The 19457-nt window shown below is 51.1% G+C and carries 21 protein-coding genes and 1 riboswitch; all 21 genes read left to right on the top strand.

Translation table 11 applies throughout. From position 1 onward, the window contains the following. Positions 1-23: 23 nt before the first annotated feature. The 21 genes from sigF to ccsA all read left to right on the top strand — a co-directional run bounded on the left by sigF (position 24) and on the right by ccsA (position 19425). Complete coding sequence (gene sigF, locus K7P76_RS05455; RefSeq protein ID WP_232184134.1) at positions 24-782, top strand: RNA polymerase sporulation sigma factor SigF; 759 nt, start codon at positions 24-26, stop codon at positions 780-782. A 177-nt stretch (positions 783-959) separates the two neighbouring features. After that, entirely contained in the window at positions 960-1613 is a 654-nt protein-coding gene (locus K7P76_RS05450; RefSeq protein WP_232184133.1) for a stage V sporulation protein AA, read from the top strand. Next, entirely contained in the window at positions 1606-2031 is a 426-nt protein-coding gene (locus tag K7P76_RS05445; protein WP_232184132.1) for a stage V sporulation protein AB, read from the top strand. Before K7P76_RS05450 ends, K7P76_RS05445 begins: the two co-directional genes overlap by 8 nt. Positions 2032-2045: 14 nt before the next feature. Then, a complete protein-coding gene (locus K7P76_RS05440) occupies positions 2046-3635 on the top strand; it encodes a spore germination protein (protein ID WP_232184131.1) in 1590 nt (529 codons plus the stop codon). A 141-nt stretch (positions 3636-3776) separates the two neighbouring features. After that, positions 3777-5108 (top strand): diaminopimelate decarboxylase, encoded by a 1332-nt coding sequence (gene lysA, locus K7P76_RS05435; RefSeq protein WP_232184469.1) that lies wholly within the window; start codon positions 3777-3779, stop codon positions 5106-5108. Positions 5109-5134: 26 nt separating this feature from the next. After that, a complete protein-coding gene (locus tag K7P76_RS05430) occupies positions 5135-5560 on the top strand; it encodes a peptidylprolyl isomerase (protein WP_232184130.1) in 426 nt (141 codons plus the stop codon). A 157-nt stretch (positions 5561-5717) separates the two neighbouring features. Further along, positions 5718-5917: riboswitch (FMN riboswitch) on the top strand. A gap of 237 nt (positions 5918-6154) precedes the next feature. Then, complete coding sequence (gene ribD, locus K7P76_RS05425; RefSeq protein ID WP_232184129.1) at positions 6155-7297, top strand: bifunctional diaminohydroxyphosphoribosylaminopyrimidine deaminase/5-amino-6-(5-phosphoribosylamino)uracil reductase RibD; 1143 nt, start codon at positions 6155-6157, stop codon at positions 7295-7297. Positions 7298-7300: 3 nt separating this feature from the next. Continuing rightward, positions 7301-7966, top strand: coding sequence for a riboflavin synthase (ribE, locus tag K7P76_RS05420; RefSeq protein ID WP_232184128.1), 666 nt, complete (start codon positions 7301-7303; stop codon positions 7964-7966). Between the two features lie 13 nt (positions 7967-7979). Then, positions 7980-9209, top strand: coding sequence for a bifunctional 3,4-dihydroxy-2-butanone-4-phosphate synthase/GTP cyclohydrolase II (locus K7P76_RS05415; protein ID WP_232184127.1), 1230 nt, complete (start codon positions 7980-7982; stop codon positions 9207-9209). Between the two features lie 30 nt (positions 9210-9239). Continuing rightward, positions 9240-9710, top strand: coding sequence for a 6,7-dimethyl-8-ribityllumazine synthase (gene ribH, locus K7P76_RS05410; protein ID WP_232184126.1), 471 nt, complete (start codon positions 9240-9242; stop codon positions 9708-9710). 25 nt (positions 9711-9735) lie between these two features. Then, positions 9736-10527 (top strand): segregation and condensation protein A, encoded by a 792-nt coding sequence (locus K7P76_RS05405; protein ID WP_232184125.1) that lies wholly within the window; start codon positions 9736-9738, stop codon positions 10525-10527. Beyond that, the gene (scpB, locus tag K7P76_RS05400; RefSeq protein WP_232184123.1) at positions 10496-11125 is read left to right on the top strand and encodes an SMC-Scp complex subunit ScpB; all 630 of its coding nucleotides are present in this window, start codon (positions 10496-10498) and stop codon (positions 11123-11125) included. The genes K7P76_RS05405 and scpB overlap by 32 nt, the downstream gene beginning before the upstream one ends. Before the next feature lie 65 nt (positions 11126-11190). Then, entirely contained in the window at positions 11191-11877 is a 687-nt protein-coding gene (locus K7P76_RS05395) for a DUF2953 domain-containing protein (protein WP_232184121.1), read from the top strand. A gap of 96 nt (positions 11878-11973) precedes the next feature. Then, on the top strand, positions 11974-12477 hold the full coding sequence (gene ytfJ / locus K7P76_RS05390; RefSeq protein WP_232184119.1) for a GerW family sporulation protein: 504 nt from the start codon (positions 11974-11976) through the stop codon (positions 12475-12477). Positions 12478-12633: 156 nt separating this feature from the next. Then, positions 12634-13824: a D-alanyl-D-alanine carboxypeptidase family protein gene (locus tag K7P76_RS05385; RefSeq protein ID WP_232184118.1), complete on the top strand. Its 1191-nt coding sequence runs from the start codon at positions 12634-12636 to the stop codon at positions 13822-13824. A gap of 2 nt (positions 13825-13826) precedes the next feature. Continuing rightward, on the top strand, positions 13827-14495 hold the full coding sequence (locus K7P76_RS05380; RefSeq protein WP_232184117.1) for a nucleoside recognition domain-containing protein: 669 nt from the start codon (positions 13827-13829) through the stop codon (positions 14493-14495). A 5-nt stretch (positions 14496-14500) separates the two neighbouring features. Beyond that, positions 14501-15040, top strand: a complete 540-nt coding sequence (locus K7P76_RS05375; RefSeq protein WP_255678283.1) for a spore maturation protein — start codon at positions 14501-14503, stop codon at positions 15038-15040. Positions 15041-15061: 21 nt separating this feature from the next. Continuing rightward, positions 15062-15796 (top strand): pseudouridine synthase, encoded by a 735-nt coding sequence (locus K7P76_RS05370; RefSeq protein ID WP_232184116.1) that lies wholly within the window; start codon positions 15062-15064, stop codon positions 15794-15796. Between the two features lie 110 nt (positions 15797-15906). Further along, the gene (locus K7P76_RS05365) at positions 15907-16440 is read left to right on the top strand and encodes a redoxin domain-containing protein (RefSeq protein ID WP_232184115.1); all 534 of its coding nucleotides are present in this window, start codon (positions 15907-15909) and stop codon (positions 16438-16440) included. Positions 16441-16459: 19 nt separating this feature from the next. Continuing rightward, positions 16460-18166: a cytochrome c biogenesis protein ResB gene (resB, locus tag K7P76_RS05360; protein WP_232184114.1), complete on the top strand. Its 1707-nt coding sequence runs from the start codon at positions 16460-16462 to the stop codon at positions 18164-18166. Then, on the top strand, positions 18163-19425 hold the full coding sequence (ccsA, locus tag K7P76_RS05355; RefSeq protein WP_232184113.1) for a cytochrome c biogenesis protein CcsA: 1263 nt from the start codon (positions 18163-18165) through the stop codon (positions 19423-19425). The genes resB and ccsA overlap by 4 nt, the downstream gene beginning before the upstream one ends. Positions 19426-19457: the final 32 nt, after the last annotated feature.

Here is a 19457-nt window from a genome sequence, read left to right as displayed (position 1 = left end):
ACCGTGCGGCAGGGGTTGGAGGCATGGACTCAGAATGGAAACGATCGTCTCCGCCGGCCTATTTGGATGACAGCGAAGTGAAGCGCCTAATTGCGCTGAGTCAATCCGGAGATATGATCGCGCGCGATACTCTCGTGAATAGCAATATTCGATTGGTATGGTCGGTCGTGCAACGGTTCTCGAACCGGGGATATGACAGCGACGACCTGTTTCAAATCGGTTGCATCGGTTTGCTTAAGTCGGTCGATAAATTCGACCTCTCTTATGACGTCAAATTTTCCACGTACGCGGTTCCGATGATCATTGGAGAAATTCAAAGATTTCTGCGGGATGACGGCACATTGAAGGTAAGCCGTTCGCTCAAGGAAATGGCGAACCGGGTGCGCAAAGTTAAAGATGAGTTGTCGAAAAGACATGGACGTGCGCCGACGATCAGCGAAGTAGCCGAAGAAATCGGCGTTACGCCGGAAGAGATCGTGTTTGCCCAAGAAGCGAATAAACCGCCGGCTTCGATTCACGAAACGGTGTTCGAGAACGACGGCGATCCAATTACGCTTATGGACCAAATTGCCGATGAGTCACAGGAACGATGGTTCGATAAGCTTGCATTGACGGAAGCGATTCAAGGCTTAAGCGATCGCGAGCGGCTAATTGTCTATCTTCGCTACTACCGCGACCAGACCCAGTCCGAGGTCGCCGGCCGGCTAGGTATTTCCCAAGTGCAAGTCAGCCGGCTGGAGAAAAAAATCCTTCAAAACATTAAGGATCAAATCGCGCAATGAATTAAAATTAAGAGCATTCTTCTCTTCCGGGAGAGGGGTGCTTTTTGCTTTTAACCCGGTCAGTCCGGGATATATGGCCCGACAGCAGCGATGATGTCGGCTTTTTTCCGTTTTCCGACTATACTGGACGACTCTTCCCCATACTAAGCGAAATGCAAGCGGGGGAGGTGAAGGCGGATGAAGCAGTTTCGGGAAACGGATAACAATGTCGTCTATGTTCGAATGCGTCGAAGAGCCGTCGTTGTTCCCAGATCCGTCGTTACTTTGGGAGACGTCGCCCGGTTGATTTCGGACGATATTTCGGAGGAGCGGCTAAAGAAGCTTCCGCTGCATCGGATCACGGACAAAGACGGCAACCTGCTGCTTATCGATATGCTGCAAGTCGTCAAAGCCATTCGCGAAGCCGAGCCGGGCATGATCATCGAAACTTTCGGCGAACCGCATGTCCTGCTCGAAATATCGCCTGCAAAAAAGCTCAAGCCGCGGAAACTTCTTCTTGTGCTGGCGTGGCTGCTGCTTTTTTTCGGCTCCGGGATGGCCATGATGAATTTTCATGCGGATGTAAACATGCCGGCGGTGCAGCGAAGAATTACCGAATTAATAACGGGACGTTCCGGACCTCACCCCTGGCTGTTTCAAATTCCTTATTCGATTGGCATCGGAATGGGAATGCTGTTATTTTTCAACCGGATATTCAGCAAACGGCTGAACGACGAGCCGAATCCCCTCGAGGTGGAAATGTTCATGTACCAAGAGAATGTGAACCATTACGTCATTACCGAAGAGTATCGTAAAAAACACGAGGATCAGGTGGGAGGAGACAGTGGTTGAGTGGCTGCAGGGGATAATGCTCGGCTTGATCGGCTTGGCTGGCGGCTTTGCGGTCGGGAGCGCTTTTGTCGCACTGTTAATCGTGCTCGACCTCATCCCGCGGCTCGTGCAGTTAACGAGAGCATACCGACGCTCCGCGATTTTCGAGTCCGGCATACTGGCGGGGGCATTATATTGGAGCTGCGCGGATTTATTCGATTGGTCGATTAGGCTTCCGACAATCTTGCTGCTGTTTCCCGCTGTTTTCCAAGGATTGTTCGTAGGGATGTTTGCCGCCGCTTTGACTGAAGTACTTAACGTGATTCCCATTTTATCCAAGAGGCTTAAGCTGAAGCCTTATTTATTCTCGTTGCTGATGGCTATGGTTTTAGGGAAAGTGACGGGTTCGCTGGCTGATTGGTTGTGGGTGCACCCTTAAGGAGAGTGAAGAAGATGGAAACGACCGAACACGGCAGTATGGATTTGGAACATGCGGGACTCCCGGACATCTTTCCAAACGGCGAGGAGAAGGAAAAACAACCAGCTCCCGAAAGTCCTTCCGCCTCTGAACAGGCGCGTAAACCTCAACGATGGATACCGGACAATATAGAGCATTGGAAAGAGCTGCTGAAGAAAACAATCGGTCTGGATAAGAGCTTCGAAGTTCAGGTGCGCGAGATGAATTTCGGTAATCATCATGTTGCGCTCCTGTTTCTCAGCGTGTTCGCCAAAGATACTTCGTTAACCGAAATCATTAAACGTCTCACCTATCTTGATCCGGATAGCATCATGGATCATGATGCCATACAGACGTTCCTAGAATGTTACGTTCCGGCGATACAGATCAAGAAAACGACGTCTTTTCCCCAGATGATTGATGAAGTTCTGATGGGAAACACGGCGTTCTACGTCGATGGCCAATCCGCCGCTCTGATTATCGATGCCAAGTCATACCCTTCCCGCAACCCCGAGCAGCCTTCGCTAGAGAAAGTCGTAAGAGGAAGCCAGGATGGATTTACGGAAACGCTGCTCGTTAACGTAGGGCTCATTCGCAGAAGATTGCGGGACCCGAATTTGCGGTTCGAGATCCTAAAAGTAGGTCGGAGAACGCAAACGGACGTGTGTATCGGTTACATCGACGACATCGCGAACAACGAGCTTGTGGAAGCGATACGCGATAAAATCAAAGCCATCGATATCGACGGAATTCCACTTGCGGATAAGCAACTCGAAGAGATGACGGTCAACGGCGGCTGGAGCCCTTTTCCGCTCGTCCGATATACCGAAAGGCCGGATGTCGTTGCGGCGCAGCTGCTTGACGGGAGCGTTACGGTCATCGTCGATACATCTCCCAGCGCGATTCTATTGCCGACGACTTACTTTGATCTCGTTCAGCATGCAGAGGAAAATCGGCAAAATCCATTCATGGGAACGTATATGCGTTGGGTAAGGTACATGGGAATAATGGTTTCGTTATTTCTGATGCCGCTTTGGTTTTTGTTTAACGAAAGACAGGCATTGCGTCCCGAATGGCTTTGGTTCGTAGGCGCGGAAAAAGCGGGACAGCTCCCGTTAATTCTTCAGTTTATTATCGCGGAAGTCGGAGTCGATTTGCTCAGGCTCGCAGCCGTACATACTCCCGCTCCGCTCGTCACCGCCATGACTTTGCTGTCCGCGATATTGATCGGCGACATAGCGGTGAAAACGGGCTTGTTCATCAACGAGGTCATCCTATACATGGCAGTATCGGCGATCGGGATGTTCGCTACGCCTAGTTATGAATTAGGTTTGGCCAATCGGATGATTAGGCTGGGGCTGCTCCTGACCGTTTTCTTTTTCCAGGAAATCGGATTCGTCGTCGTTTCTACGATCGTGCTCCTCTATCTGGCATTGGAAAGATCTTTTAACACCCCTTACTTGTGGCCGTTCATACCGTTTAACGCTACGGCGATTCGAAACATTATTTTCCGCAGACCGCTTTCGTCCAACAAGAAACGTTTGTCCTTATACAGGACGAAGAAAAACCGCAAGCAGCCGGTCTAAAGCGAACGAATGCAAATGTTGTGGCAAATCCTCCATTTCCCCGAACGTTATTTTCCGCTATACTCAGGATAAATAGTGCAAACGCTGGATGAAGGTCAAATTGGATTTTTATCCGGTAATTTCGCCAAAGGGGAATTAGATATGTTCTTGCATGGTACAAGCAAAATCAACGGCAAAGGTCATCTTGAAATCGGAGGCTGCGACGTTACGGACTTGGCGCAGGAGTTTGGAACGCCTCTATACATTGTGGATGAAGCTCTTGTGCGCCAACGTGCGCGGGAATTCATGGACGCTTTTCGTTCGACGGGCCTTCGTCATCAGGTCGCTTACGCGTCTAAAGCATTCTGCGTAATGGCCATGTGCCGAGTAGCGGAAGAAGAAGGCATGAGCCTTGACGTCGTATCGGACGGGGAATTGTATACAGCTCTTCAAGCAGGATTCCCTGCGGAGAGAATTCACTTCCATGGCAACAACAAGACGCCCGAAGAGATCATCATGGCGCTCGAAGCGGGAATCGGCTGTTTCGTAGTGGACAACTTCAATGAACTTCAGCTGTTGAACGCTCTGGCCGCCGACAAAGGCAAACGCGTAAACGTATTGCTCCGCATTACTCCCGGAGTGGAAGCACATACGCACGATTACATCTCGACGGGACAACAGGACTCCAAATTCGGCTTCGACCTTGGTAACGGGACTGCGTTCAAAGCTATTGAAACCGCGATTGGATTGCCAAGCTTGAAAGTACTTGGGGTACACTCCCACATCGGCTCGCAGATTTTCGAAGTCGAAGGCTTCCGCATGGCTGTTGAGAAGGTAGCCGCTTTCGCGGTCGAAATCCGCGACAAACTGAACCACACGTTTACTGTCCTTAATCTGGGCGGCGGCTTCGGGATCCGCTACGTTGAAGGGGATGAGCCGCTTCCGGTAGGCGTATACGTACAGGCGATTGCCGATGCCGTCCGTACGACGTGCGAGAACGCTAACTTTGCGTTGCCTGAAGTATGGATCGAACCGGGCCGCAGCATTATCGGCGATGCAGGTACGACGCTGTACACTGTAGGGACAAGCAAGGACATCCCTGGCGTGCGTAAATATATCGCCGTCGATGGCGGTATGACGGATAATCCGCGTCCGGCTTTGTACGAGTCCAAGTACGAGGCAGTATTGGCGAATCGCGCGAACGATCGGATTGATGAAATCGTATCCGTTGCTGGCAAATGTTGCGAGAGCGGAGATATGCTCATTTGGGATTTGAAGCTGCCGGCCGTACAGTCCGGAGACCTGTTAGCGGTATTCTGCACAGGCGCTTATAACTATGCAATGGCGAGCAACTACAACCGAATTCGTCGTCCGGCAGTTGTTTTCGTGAAAGACGGCAAAGCGGATCTCGTCGTCGCTCGGGAAACGTATCAGAACATCGTCGGCAACGACATCATCCCGCAGCGTTTGCAGAAGCAAGCGGTATCGAAATAATCGTTCATTTTTAGGAGGCACATACATTGTCTAAGCAAGCAGTAGTGAAATTAGCTGATGGAAACGAGATCGTATTGGAGTTGTTCGAGGCGGATGCTCCGAACACGGTTGCCAACTTCGAGAAACTGGCGAACGAAGGATTTTACGACGGAATTCCATTCCATCGCGTTATTCCGGGTTTCGTCGCGCAAGGCGGTTGCCCTAACGGTAACGGTACCGGCGGTCCGGGGTATTCCATCAATTGCGAGCATAATGTGAATAAACACGAACGCGGGAGCTTGGCAATGGCCCACCGTGGCCCGAATACCGGCGGAAGCCAGTTTTACATTTGCTTTAAACCGCAACCGCATCTGGATGGCGTTCATACCGTTTTCGGTAAAGTAACTTCCGGCATGGACCATGTCGATGCGCTTAAAGGGCAAGACAAAATGGAATCGATCCGAGTTAGCTAAGACGGAGAACAAGAAATTGTAATCAAACCCGCATTTCAGTCGCCTTGGGCGAATGGGATGCGGGTTTATATTTTGCAGTTGCAGCGTGACGTAATCAATTCCAAGCGTTTAACTTGCAAATTGACTGGGAGGATGGTAAACTGTCACTCAATAAGTTGCTTACCTTCGGGGCGGGGCGTAATTCCCCACCGGCGGTGATCGGCAGCAGAAACCTAAGTATGTTCGCATACGATGGGGCTTGCGGCCGTCAGTCCGTGACCCGTCATCGCTGCTTCCGGAATAACCGGCGGGCATGGTGCGGTGGACCTGGTGAAATTCCGGGACCGACAGTTAAAGTCTGGATGGGAGAAGGAAGCGCAGCGCGGCCATGCCGTGTCCATAAAAGCATCGTTAGCCGCAGAGACTATGATGAACATCGAAATTGTTTGTTCTTTTTTTCACAATCCTGCGACTGCGACGGGCTGTTTCAGCATGCTTTCTGGACATGAAATGTAGGTCTATTTCGCTGTGCATCTACTACCCCCGGGGCGTTTTCCTCGGGGGTTTTCTGTTTGTTTTTGTTTGTTTGTCTGTCTGCGGGAGAGGATGGTGCTCATGGAGTTGCTTAACGACGAATTTTATATGCAATTGGCATTGAAACTTGCGGGTGGAGCATCCGGTCAAACCGGCGTGAACCCCGTTGTCGGCTGTGTCGTCGTTCAGAGCGGCAGAATAGTCGGGATGGGCGCTCACCTGAAGCGGGGCGAAGGCCACGCGGAAGTGCTTGCCTTGAATATGGCTGGGGAAGAAGCCCGCGGAGCTACGGCTTACGTGACTTTAGAGCCATGCAGCCATTTCGGGGTTACGCCGCCATGCTGTGAAAGGCTTATCGCGGAAGGCGTTTCGCGAGTGGTCGTGGGAGCCGTCGACCCGAATCCGTTAGTCGCGGGCCGGGGAATTCAAAGACTGCGGGAGACGGGGATTCAAGTAGACGTTGGAGTTCTGGAAGCGGAAGCGACCGCGTTGAATGAAGTTTTCAATAAATTCATTATAACGGGAAAACCTTTCGTAACGTTGAAAACCGCGCTGTCGCTGGACGGACGTATCGCAACTCGAACCGGACACAGCCGATGGATAACGGGCGCCGAATCGAGGGAAGCCGTGCATACGCTGCGCCATCGCCATAATGCGATAATGGTAGGCGTCGATACGGTACTTGCGGACGATCCTGAGCTGACAACGCGATTGAGCGTTCCGGGATTGCACCCTGCGAGAATCATCGTAGATTCCAAGCTGAGAGTGCCCGAAACGGCGCGCGTTCTGAATGATGCGGCACCCAAGCTTGTATTGACGACGGAACAAGCCGATGCAACCAAGATCGATCGATTGCGGGGGCTTGGAGCCGAAGTGCTGTTGTGCGGTTCCGGAGCTCGCGTAGATCTCGCTGCAGCTATGACCTTGATTGGCGAGCGTTCCATAAGCTCAATTCTCCTCGAAGGCGGCGGCGTTCTTAACGGCGCAATGCTTGAAGCGGGATTGGTCGATAAGCTCATGTTGTTCTATGCCCCCATTATCGTAGGCGGGGTCGGCGCGCCTTCTGCTTTCGCTTTTACGGGACCGGAGGAAATGTCTTCTGCGCTGAGATTAAACCGCGTATCCATGCAGGCTTTCGGCGAAGATTGGTGTATGACAGGTTATCCTCCGGGCAAAGACGCTGCTGATTATACCGGTGCGACTGCCTATAAGGAGGAGAATTAGAAGATGTTTACTGGACTCATTGAAGAAATGGGTGTACTCCGATCGGTTCAACGGCAGGGAGAAGCGATGATTCTTAGCATCTCCGCCGCGAAAGTGCTTACGGACGTCAAGATGGGCGATAGTATTTCCGTGAACGGCGTTTGCCTTACCGTCGTGGCTTTCGATCGGAACACGTTTTCCGTTGATATCATGCCGGAAACGTACCGCCTAACGAATCTTAATTCGATCCAGCCGGGAAGTCCTTTGAACTTGGAGCGGGCGATGATGGCCGGAGGGAGATTCGGAGGTCATCTCGTTCAAGGGCATGTGGATGGAACGGGAACGATTAGGGGGAAAACCTCGGAAGCGAACGCCGTCGTATATACGATTGAGCCGAACAATCCGCGACTGCTCAGGCATGTTGTAGAGCAAGGCTCCGTAACCTTAGACGGGATTAGTCTTACCGTCGTTTCGATCGACGGGGAGGGCGGGAAATTCACCGTCTCCATCATTCCGCACACGCTGCGGGAGACGGTGCTTCAGTATAAGGATGCCGGGGAAACGATAAATATCGAATGCGATATTCTCGGCAAATACGTGGATCATTTATTGAGCATGCGCGAAGGCCAGCCCGTTAGCAAGCAAGGACGATTAACGGAATCGGTTTTGCGCGATAATGGATTTATGTGAGAGGGGCGAGGATATGGTACAAAATCGGTTTGATCCTATTGAAGATGCGATTTACGATTTAATGAGAGGCAAGGTCATCATTGTCGTCGATGACGAGGATCGCGAGAATGAAGGAGATTTGATCGCTTTAGCGGATAAAGCGACGCCTGAAGTCATTAATTTTATGATTAAAGAAGCGCGGGGACTTCTATGCGCTCCTATTACGCAGGAAAGAGCGGAAGCTCTTGACCTTCCGCCGATGGTCAGTCACAATACGGATTATCATGGTACGGCGTTTACCGTTTCCGTCGACCACATTTCGACGACGACGGGAATTTCTGCGCCGGAACGTTCTATGACCGTCAAAAGTCTGATCGACCCCGCAGCGAAACCCGGCGACTTCCGCAGACCGGGTCACATTTTTCCGCTGATCGCCAAGAAGGGCGGAGTGCTCAGACGCGCCGGTCATACCGAAGCGGCTGTTGACTTGGCTAGAATGTGCGGCTCCTTTCCAGCGGCTGTTATCTGCGAAATCATCAAAGAAGACGGCACGATGGCAAGATTGCCCGATCTGGAAATATTCGCGGAACAGCATTCCTTGAAGCTGATTACGATCAAGGATTTGATTCATTACCGCAACGAAAAGGAACAACTGGTCAAGAGGGAAGTCGAAGTGAGAATGCCTACCGATTTTGGCACGTTTCAAGCGATCGCCTATACGAATGAGGTTGACAATAAAGAGCATGTGGCTTTTGTCAAAGGCAAGATAGACGGCTCGCAGCCTGTGCTTGTCCGGGTTCATTCGGAGTGCTTGACCGGAGATGTGTTCCACTCCCATCGCTGCGATTGCGGACCTCAATTGGAAGCTGCGCTTAAACAGATCGATGAGGCCGGTAGCGGGGTATTGCTCTACATGCGGCAGGAAGGCCGAGGCATTGGCTTGATCAACAAATTACGCGCTTATAACCTGCAGGAGCAGGGATTAGATACCGTTGACGCGAATATCAAACTGGGGTTTGCTCCCGATTTACGGGATTATGGCATAGGCGCTCAAATTTTAAAAGATATCGGGATAAGGGACATTCGCCTGCTCACTAACAATCCGCGCAAGATCAAAGGATTAGAGGGCTACGGATTAAACGTCGTTGAACGCGTTCCCATTCAGATGATCGAGAACGAAGACAATACCGGATATTTGCACACGAAGAAAGCGAAACTAGGCCATTTATTGTCCTTTAAGGGCGAAAAGGAATACGAAATCTAAACGATATGAGATAATGAGAGGATGAATGAAATGTCAATCGTATATGAAGGTCATTTAGTATCCAAAGGGTTAAAATACGGGGTTGTCGTAGGCAGATTTAACGAGTTTATTACTTCCAAGCTGCTAGGCGGAGCTTTGGACGCCCTTAAACGCCATGGCGTAGAAGAAAACGAGATCGAGATCGCCTGGGTTCCCGGCGCATTCGAAATTCCGTTCATTGCCCAGAAGATGGCGGAAAGCGGTAAATACGATGCGGTTATTACGCTCGGCGCGGTTATACGCGGCTCAACCCCGCATTTCGATTACGTATGCAGCGAGGTGGCTAAAGGCGTAGCCGCGATTTCGTTGAAGACGGGAGTTCCGACCATTTTCGGCGTGTTGACTACGGATAACATTGAACAAGCCGTTGAACGCGCGGGCACGAAAGCCGGCAACAAAGGCTGGGAAGCTGCCGCTACGGCTATTGAGATGGCGAATTTGACCCGCACGATATTAGGTTAAGCTCTAGGCAGGAGGAGAAACCCGCGTGGCGATGCTGTACAAGCTGGAAACGTTCGAAGGGCCTCTCGATTTGCTGCTTCATCTTATCGATAAAGCGGAGATCGATATTCAGGATATTTCGATCAATGACATTACGGATCAATATATGACTTACCTGGGGGCTATGCAGGAGCTGGAACTTGACATTACCAGCGAGTTTCTCGTCATGGCCGCTACGTTGCTTTCCATGAAGAGCCGAGGGCTGCTTCCGAAACCTCCGGTGACGGAAGAGCCTTGGTTAACCGTTGACGATGATGATTATTTGGATCCGCGCGAAGAATTGATCCGCAAACTGCTTGAATATCGCAAATTCAAATCGGTCGCAGGACAGCTTCGGGAGAAGGAATGGGATCGCAGTCAAGTGTACACGCGCGAACCGACGGATTTGTCGCCTTTCGAGAAAGTGGTTCAGACGAACCCCGTTGAAGGTTTGCACGTAGACGATCTCGTGAACGCCTTCCAGAAAGCGATGAGACGACTAGCCGGACGCCATCGGGTTTCTTCCATTCGCAAGGACGAAATTTCCGTTAAAGATCGCATACGCGATATCATCGAAACGTTGAAGAGCCGATCCCATGAAGGAAAAATATTATTTTCCCAATTGCTTGGGGATGAGGATGATCGTCAGGAAATCGTGGTTACTTTTCTGGCCATCCTTGAATTGATGAAGCGGAAGTGGGTTTCCTGCCACCAAAGCGCTTTATTCGATGAAATTGTGTTGTCGTGGACGGGGAGAGAGGATAACCATGGATTACTCGACATTGAAATCAGTACTTGAGGGATTGCTGTTCGTTTCCGGCGACGAAGGAATAAGCGCCAAGACGGCTGCCGAAGTCGTCGAGACGGACCTAGAAGTCGTGAAGGACGTCCTCAAGGACCTTCAGAAAGAACTCGTCAAGAAAAACCGTGGAATTCGGATCGCGGAAGTTGCCGGCAGCTATCGGTTGACTACCGTTATCGAGCATGCTCCTTATTTCGAGAAACTGGCGTATTCTCCTACCCGTTCCGCGCTGTCGCAATCCGCGCTTGAGACGTTGTCGATCATTGCGTACCGTCAACCGATTACGCGCGTGGAAATCGAAGAAATTCGCGGGGTGAAGGCGGATCGGGCCCTGCATTCCTTAGTTAATAAAGATTTAATCGAGGAGAAGGGAAGAGCTGATGCGCTCGGCCGGCCTATCCTGTACGGAACGACGAAATCATTTCTTGATTATTTCGGTCTCGCGAGTATCGCAAGCCTGCCCGAGCCTTCGATTACGGATGGAGACGACGAGCTGGAAGAGCGGACGAAAATGTTATTTGATCGCATCGAAGGCCGCCAACTTTCCATGGAAGATATGGATAAGGAACTGGATACGGATTTGGATACGGAATGAAATGCTGTTAATGGAATGAAGAATTTCCAGAAGGTCATACTACCCCTAGGAAAGGCGGGGGTGGGATGGCCTTTTGGCTTTGGATAGCATTGGCAATCGTCGTTGCGTTGATTGTAATCATGTTGTTTTCCCATATCCGTATTCGTGTCCGGTACTCGCGTAGCGGGCAATTGGATCAACTCGTCGTCGTGATTCAAGCTTTAAACGGATTGTTTCATTATCAGGTTATATTGCCTTCCATCCTTATACGCGGGTGGAGCGTGGTCTACCATGAGAAAAGAACAGGCGGCATTGCGGGGGATGTTAATCATAAGCAGAATAGCCGGTGGATCGGCAAAAGGACGATTCTTCGTTATATCAGAGCTTACCGGACGGTTCTGAAGTCTACCCGTCAATTCAAGCGATGGGCGAGACGCACTTTGAAGAAAGTGGAGTGCACCCGTTGGCGTCTGGATTTCCGGGTAGGCACCGGTGACGCGGCTTCTACTGCCGTCGTAACCGGGTTGCTATGGGCTGTTTCGGGCTGCGCTTCTGGGGTGGCTGGACAGTACATAACGTTAAAAACATCTCCGCAAAGTGAAATCGCCCCAAATTATTCGGCAACCGAATTTACGGTCGTGTGGGAAGCGGATTTCAGGATTCGTTTAGGAACCGCCATGGGATCCTTTATTAAACTTGGAACCAAAACCATTCACATTGCACTTGCCATGGGAGCATGGCGCAATATGCTTTCCAGTCCTAAACAAGCCTGAGATTGGATGAATCGGGACTTCCGGCCAGTAGGAACTGGAACGCATAAACGAACGGGTATAAGGGGCAAATTAGGTACACGAAAGGAGGAGTTTAAGATGACTCAACACCCTATTAACGGCCTTATGCAAACCGCCATGGAAAATATCAAGGATATGGTGGATGTCAACACGATTGTCGGCGAGCCCGTGCAAACCCCTGACGGCAGCGTCATTCTGCCGATTTCGAAAGTGGGTTTCGGCTTCGCTGCCGGCGGCAGCGAGTTTGCCGGGATGGAGGAATCCGGCGGCATAAGCCATAAATCGAATGGACAAGACGCCCACAATGCCTCCGTCTCGCTTCCGTTCGGAGGAGGCAGCGGCGGCGGTGTATCGATTACGCCGATCGCTTTCCTGGTCGTCGGTACGCAAGGAGTAAAGGTCGTGCCGCTCGACAATCAGACCCACATTCTGGAACGCTTGATCGATGCCGCCCCGCAATGGGTAGACAAAATGAGAAGCATGTTCCAGAATGGAACGGATCCGAGGAATACGACGGAAACGTTCACGCCTGCCGCTAATGTTCCAGTTGTGCCCACTTCAACGAATAACAATATTATGTAGGGAAACCGTGAAAATGGTTGTGCAGGTGCTTAATACCTGTACAACCATTTTTGCTGCTCATTGAAGGCACCCACATACTTTTGGACATGCATACATAAAATTGTTAAAAAGAGCTTGGGCAGCTTCTCAAGCTATGGCGGATTGAGGAGGAAACGCATGTTTACCATGATCAATAATCGATACTCTCGCTTGCTGTGGGTAGGATTAATCGTAATCCCTTTTCTCTTATTAAGCATTCATGGGGATGCATTTGCCTCGAAAGCTCCAGCAACCGGGGATTTGAAATATCCGAAGCCGCCTGGAAATCATGCGCGCTCGGCTGCGCTCGTGGATGTCATATCAGGGCGTATTCTCTTTAGCCAACGCGGGAACGAACCGATGAAAATCGCCAGCCTAACGAAAATCATGACCGCGATCGTCGCGATTGAACACGGCGATTTGGATAGCAAGGTAAAGGTGAGCGTTAGAGCTGCGGGCAAAGAGGGTTCGTCGCTTTATTTGAAAGCCGGACAACAAATTACGCTGCGAAACGTGCTTTACGGACTTATGCTGCGTTCCGGCAATGATGCGGCGATGGCTATCGCGGAACACGTAGGAGGTTCCGTTGAAGGGTTCGCCTACCTAATGAATAAGAAAGCGGATGAAATCGGACTTACTCACAGCCATTTTATGAATCCTCACGGCTTGGATCAGGAGGGGCATTATTCAACTGCCAACGATTTGGCCAAGCTGACCGCATATGCCTTACATAACCCGGAATTCAAAGCTATAGTCAAAACTCGCGTGAAATCGGCGCCAAACCCGAATGATAACTGGGATTACAAATGGGTGAACAAAAACAAAATGCTTACGATGTACGACGGCGCGGACGGCGTGAAAACAGGCTATACCAAACAAGCGCTTCGCTGTCTGGTCAGTTCCGCAACCCGCAACGGACAGCAACTGGTAGCGGTAACCCTTAACGACGGGGACGACTGGCTAGATCATCGAAAATTGCTGGATTTCGGCTTCGCCAACTTCCCCCTGACGACCGTCACGAAAACCGGAGATCCGATAGCCGGCTTTCCTTATCAAGTAGCTAGCGATTTCGCGTATCCATTGATCGAAGGGGAACGGGAGCACCTTGAAGTGCGTTTGGCTCCCCTGCGGGCAGGGACGGTGGAATATAAATTAGGTTACCGCGGGCAGCTCAAATTCGTCTTGAACAATCAGCTAATCGGTACCGTGCCGTTCATCGATAATAAGCAGACTGATGAGCCGTCAAGCACAAGGGTTTCATCGCATCGATCCTTTGTCGCATCTATCGGCACCGCCTTAAAGGCACTATTTCTGCAGGGAGGGCTGTAGGGATGGTGAATTGGATATGGATGGGCATGATCGTAGTCAGCGTCTTGTTCGGAGCGGCAAACGGTAAAATGGAAAAGGTAGCCGAAGCGGCCTTTGGAGGCGCTCAAACGGGCGTAACCGTATGCTTGGGGTTAGTAAGCATTCTCGTGTTCTGGATGGGACTTATGCGCATTGCGGAGGACGCGGGCTTAGTGCGCAAAATATCCAGGCTGTTAGCCCCGGTCGTGAAAAGGCTGTTTCCTGACGTTCCCGCCGAGCATCCCGCGATGGGCTATATTTTGTCTAATATGAGCGCCAACCTACTTGGGTTAGGCAATGCCGCCACTCCTATGGGCATTAAAGCGATGCAAGAGCTTCAAAAGTTAAATTCGAATCCGACTATAGCGACGCCGGCGATGTGCACGCTGCTTGCCTTGAATACGGCAAGCATCACGCTCGTGCCGACGACGATGATCGCGATTCGGATGAATTTCGGCTCGCTGCATCCGGCGGACATCGTTGCCCCGACCTTGCTGGCTACCCTGATATCAACCGGGGCGGCGGTAATCATCGACAGATGGTACCGCAAGAGAAACCGATTTCCCCCGACCTCGACTTTAATTCATAAAGATGGAGCAGCTTCGCACAGCACTACGCTTTACAATCCTTCCGCTCCGACAGGAGGAGGCTGATTCCTTTGATCTCATGGATCCAGATCCTATCTACTTGGACGATACCTGTGCTTATTGCCTTTATTCCTCTATATGCTTCTTTCCGTAAAGTACCTGTATACGAATCCTTCATCGATGGTGCCAAGGATGGTTTCCAAACCGCCGTTGGCATCATTCCGCACTTGGTCGGCATGATGACGGCCATTAGCATGTTTAGAGCTTCGGGTGCCATGGATGCGATGATAGGGCTCATTCGTCCTTTCCTTGAAGGCATAGGCATACCCGGTGAAGTACTGCCGCTAGCTTTATTGCGCCCCATTACCGGAGCCGGCTCGCTGGCTTTCGTGACCGATCTCATCAAGGAGCACGGGCCGGATTCTTTCGTAGCCCGGATCGCCTCGACGATACAGGGCAGCACCGATACGACTCTCTATGTGTTAACCGTTTATTTCGGCGCAATCGGCATCCGGAATTCGCGATACGCGCTCAAAGTAGGCCTCCTCTCCGACTTCATCGGGTTCTTCGCCGCCGTTGCCGCTTGCTGGTTGATGTTCGGCTTGGTATGATGGGGGATGAGGTGAAAGACCGTGGAAGAAAGATTGCAGAAGGTTCTTGCTAACGCCGGAGTCGCATCGAGGCGGAAATGCGAAGAACTTATAACAGCGGGCAAAGTTACGGTAAATGGCGAAGTCGTGACCGAACTCGGCATTAAAGCGGATCCAACCGTAGATGTCATTACGGTATCCGGCAAGCCGATCAAGAAGGAAACGAAGATTTATATTATGTTTAATAAGCCCAAGGGAGTTATTACGAGCGTATCCGATCCCCAAGGCCGCAGCGTCGTAACCGACTACTTGAAGGAAATCAAGGAACGGCTGTATCCGGTCGGGCGTCTGGATTATGACTCCGAAGGATTGCTCCTCCTGACCAATGACGGCGATTTGGCTCACAAGCTTACGCACCCGAGCCATCACGTACCGAAAACTTATCATGCCACCGTGGAAAGGGTTCCTCACGGCAATGCGCTGGAGAAATTGCAGAAGGGCATTAAGCTTGAGGACGGCATGACAGCGCCGGCCGAAGTCGAATATCACGATATCGATCCGGAGGGTAAATTCGCGACGATCGCCATCACCATTCACGAGGGTCGCAATCGTCAAGTCCGCCGGATGTTCGATGCCATTCATCATCCGGTCACCCGTCTGAAACGGATTTCATTCGGAGGGTTGTTCCTTAATAATCTTCAGAGGGGCAAACATCGCAGGCTTACGGCAGAAGAGCTCGGCAAGCTGCAAGAGGTCGCTGCAGCCGTCGAACAATAGCCGCATATTGCGTCACACAATGTTCAAAACCGGAGGTCGGGCCCTTGCCCTTGACCCCGGTGTTTTCGTTATAATGAGAATATCGGATTGTTGGGTGGTGTGGAATTGATATGGGAAATCGCCGAAAATGGATTCAATATGTGATACTGACCGTTGTACTCCTTGTTGGAGGTTACGCGATCGGCAATGCCTTGTTTACGAAAAGCACGGTGCTTGCCAAGGGAGACAAGCCTCCGGGCTTCCGTCTTGCCGGATTGGATAACGAGGTTCACGAATGGAAGGATTACGAGGGCAAACCGCTCATCCTGAATTTCTGGGGCACCTTCTGCCCGCCTTGCCGCAATGAAATGCCCGCTCTCCAGAAGCAGTATGAGAAGTGGAAGGGGCAAGGGCTGGAATTGGTCGGCATCAATTTAAGCGAAGACCGGCTGACCGTGGAAAGCTTCATTCGCCAGGTCGGCGTAAACTTTCCGATCTTGCTGGACAAGGATAAGAAGACGGAGAAGCGATACGGACTTAAGCAATATCCGACGACATTTTTTATTACCGCGGACGGAACGATTCAAGAGGTCGTCATCGGCGGTTTACTTAGCGAGGAAGAGATACAAACGCGCGTGGAACGGCTAATGAAGACGAAGTCGTGACGTCAAGGAGGCCTAGCAGTTGTTTCAGAACACCAAGTGCGAATGCGGACACCAGAATCCTGTAGGCACCGTATTATGCGAATCGTGCGGCAAGCCGCTGGTCGAGAATTTGTTGACGGATGAAGGCACGCTGGAGATGAGGTATGACGGGGTCGCCCGCAGATCTCAGAAAGCGAATCCTCAGGTCATCGACAGAATTTGGAACTTTTTCTCATCAGTTAAAATTGCGGTTTACTTAATCGCGATCACTCTTGTGGGCGCGTCGCTCGGTACGATTTTCCAACAGGAAAGCACGTTGATCAACATGAGCGGGTATTCCGAGTTTCGGGATTTCTATAAAGAAAAGTACGGGACTCTCGGCGTAATCTACCATGCGCTCGGCTTGTCCAGAACTTACGAGTCTTGGTGGTTCGTCGGACTGCTTGTCATGATCGGTACTTCGCTAGTCGTGTGCAGCTTGGACCGGGTTCTCCCGCTCTATCGGGCGCTCACCAAGCAGCAAATTCGCAAACATCTGCAGTTCATTACTCGTCAGCAGGTTGTTTACAACGGGGCTTTGCAGGGGGATAAAGATGTTTGGCTTACCGAGTTCGCGAAGCAAATGAAGCGTAAACGGTATCGCGTATGGCAGGAAGACGGGGGACTGTTGGCGGAGAAAAACAGGTTTAGCCGCTGGGGTCCGTACATCAATCATATCGGACTTATTATTTTTCTGCTTGCGGTACTGGGGCGAGGCATACCGGCGTGGCATATGGATCAGTATTTGTCCCTGTACGAAGGGGAAACGAGACAAATACCCGATACGAATTATTACGTGAAGAACGACAAATTCACCGTGGAATATTACAAGGACGATGAGCTTGCCAGCAACCAGAAGGGCACGAAGGTAGTTAAGCTGTATGAAACCAAAGCGCGGCTTTACGAATGTACGGACTTTTGCGATGATCCCATTAGGAAACCTGTGCTTACCGAGGTCGAGAAGCATGACATCCATGTGAATAGCGCGTTATCGTACAAGGGAATGAGCTTGTATCAGAACAGCTTTCAAGAGCGGGTACGCTTTATTTCCGTTCACCCTTCTTTGATGGATGCAACAACAGGCAAGGCTTTAGGCTCATTTGACCTGTTGATGGACGATCCGGCGGAATCCTATGAGGTCGGTCCGTACACGTTGACGCTAAACGACTACTATCCGGATTTCAGCCTGGACGATCAGAGCCGGCCGATGACGAAGACGCGCGAGCCGAACAATCCGGCTTTCGTCTTCAGGATCAAGGGACCGGACATCCAAGCAAAGGGAGATGTATATATTTATTTTCCGATGCCGAGCGAGAAGAGCAAGTATTACGAGAAAATCCTCAACGAGAGCTTTAAGCAAAGAGGAGACAATACGGGGCGATTCACCATTAAGGTGGAAAATCCGATCGTCGATGGTAAAATGAATAATATCAAGTATTCCGAGTACACGACTTATCTGAATATCCGGGTGGACAAGGCAATGCCGTACATTTGGGTGGGAGCCGCTATTTCTATGATCGGCCTTATTATGGGTTTCTATTGGCAGCATAGGCGGATTTGGCTTCGGATCGATGAGGATAAGCTGTCGCTCGGCGCGCATACGAACAAGAACAGCTTTGGACTAAGGGCTGACGTCGCTTGGGCTTTGGGTCGGACGGGTATCGAGGTACCGCCCAAATCGCTTGATAACAGGAGGAATTTAAGTTGAACTGGTGGCTGGATTTCAGCAGTAACGCTTTTATCGTCGCTTTTTATTTATACTGCGCATCGTTTATAAGCTACGCCATCGCGGTGGCGGGCAAACGCTGGAGCAATCGCGAGCCTGAAGCGCATACCGCCCGTTGGGGCAAAATAGGTTTCGCGGGAGCGGTGCTCGGCTGGCTCGCTCACCTGACGTTCTTCTTTACCCGCTGGTACGGAGGCGGACATATTCCGACGAGCAACATGTACGAGTTCATGACGTTTCTCGGCATGGCGATCATGTTCGCGTTTATCGTCGTTCATCTCATCTATCGTAACATGCTGCTGGGAGCTTTCGCGCTTCCGCTCGTCATTATTTTAATTGCTTACGCTTCGGTATTCCCTTCCGAGGTTCAGCCGCTCATACCCGCACTCAACAACTACTGGCTGAAAATTCACGTGACGACCGCAGCTACGGGCGAAGCTTTCTTCGCCGTTGGATTTGCCGCCGCCCTCATGCAACTCATCCGCGTCGTCGACTTTACCCGCACGGACAAAGCCGGCAAACGCGCGCAATTCTGGACGGAATTTTCGCTTGTCGTCATCATCGTGCTTATCGGATTTTTGGCTGCCGTGTTTACGTTCCGCGGTGCGGGTTACGAGTCTTCATTCCGCCAGGAGAAGGTTACGATCGATGATAACGGGATAGAAAATTCCGAAGTTAAAGAAGTGAAATACAGCTTGCCGCCGATCGTGGCTCCTTATAACAGCGATACGATTTCGTTCCAACCGTTTCTTGGAATAGATAAGCCTTTGTTCGAATCCCCTTCCTGGTTGAACGGGGTAAATGCGGGTCGCAAGCTGAATACGATTATTTGGTCGGTTATCTCTGGATTTATTCTATATGGTCTGCTTCGATTAATCGCCCGTAAACCGCTCGCCGCTGTCATTCATCCCCATCTAACGGATATCGATCCGGAGGACTTGGAGGAAATCAGTTACCGAGCGATCGCGATCGGATTTCCGATCTTTACGCTAGGCGCGCTCATCTTTGCGATGATATGGGCACAGATCGCCTGGTCCCGTTTCTGGGGCTGGGATCCGAAGGAAGTTTGGGCGCTCGTTACGTTTTTATTTTACAGCGTGTATTTGCATCTTCGGTTGTCCCGCGGGTGGCAAGGTACGCGTTCGGCGTGGCTGGCGGTTATCGGCTTCCTCGTCGTCATGTTTACATTGGTCGGTGTTAATCTTGTCATTGCCGGACTGCACTCCTACGCAGGGGTATGACGGGAGAGCAAGAGCATAAAGGGTCAATAGCC

This window comes from Cohnella silvisoli (assembly GCF_021190915.1).
Lineage (GTDB): Bacteria > Bacillota > Bacilli > Paenibacillales > Paenibacillaceae > Cohnella > Cohnella silvisoli.
Note: the sequence above shows the minus strand (reverse complement) of the source record. Positions and strands in the feature narration are given on the sequence as shown.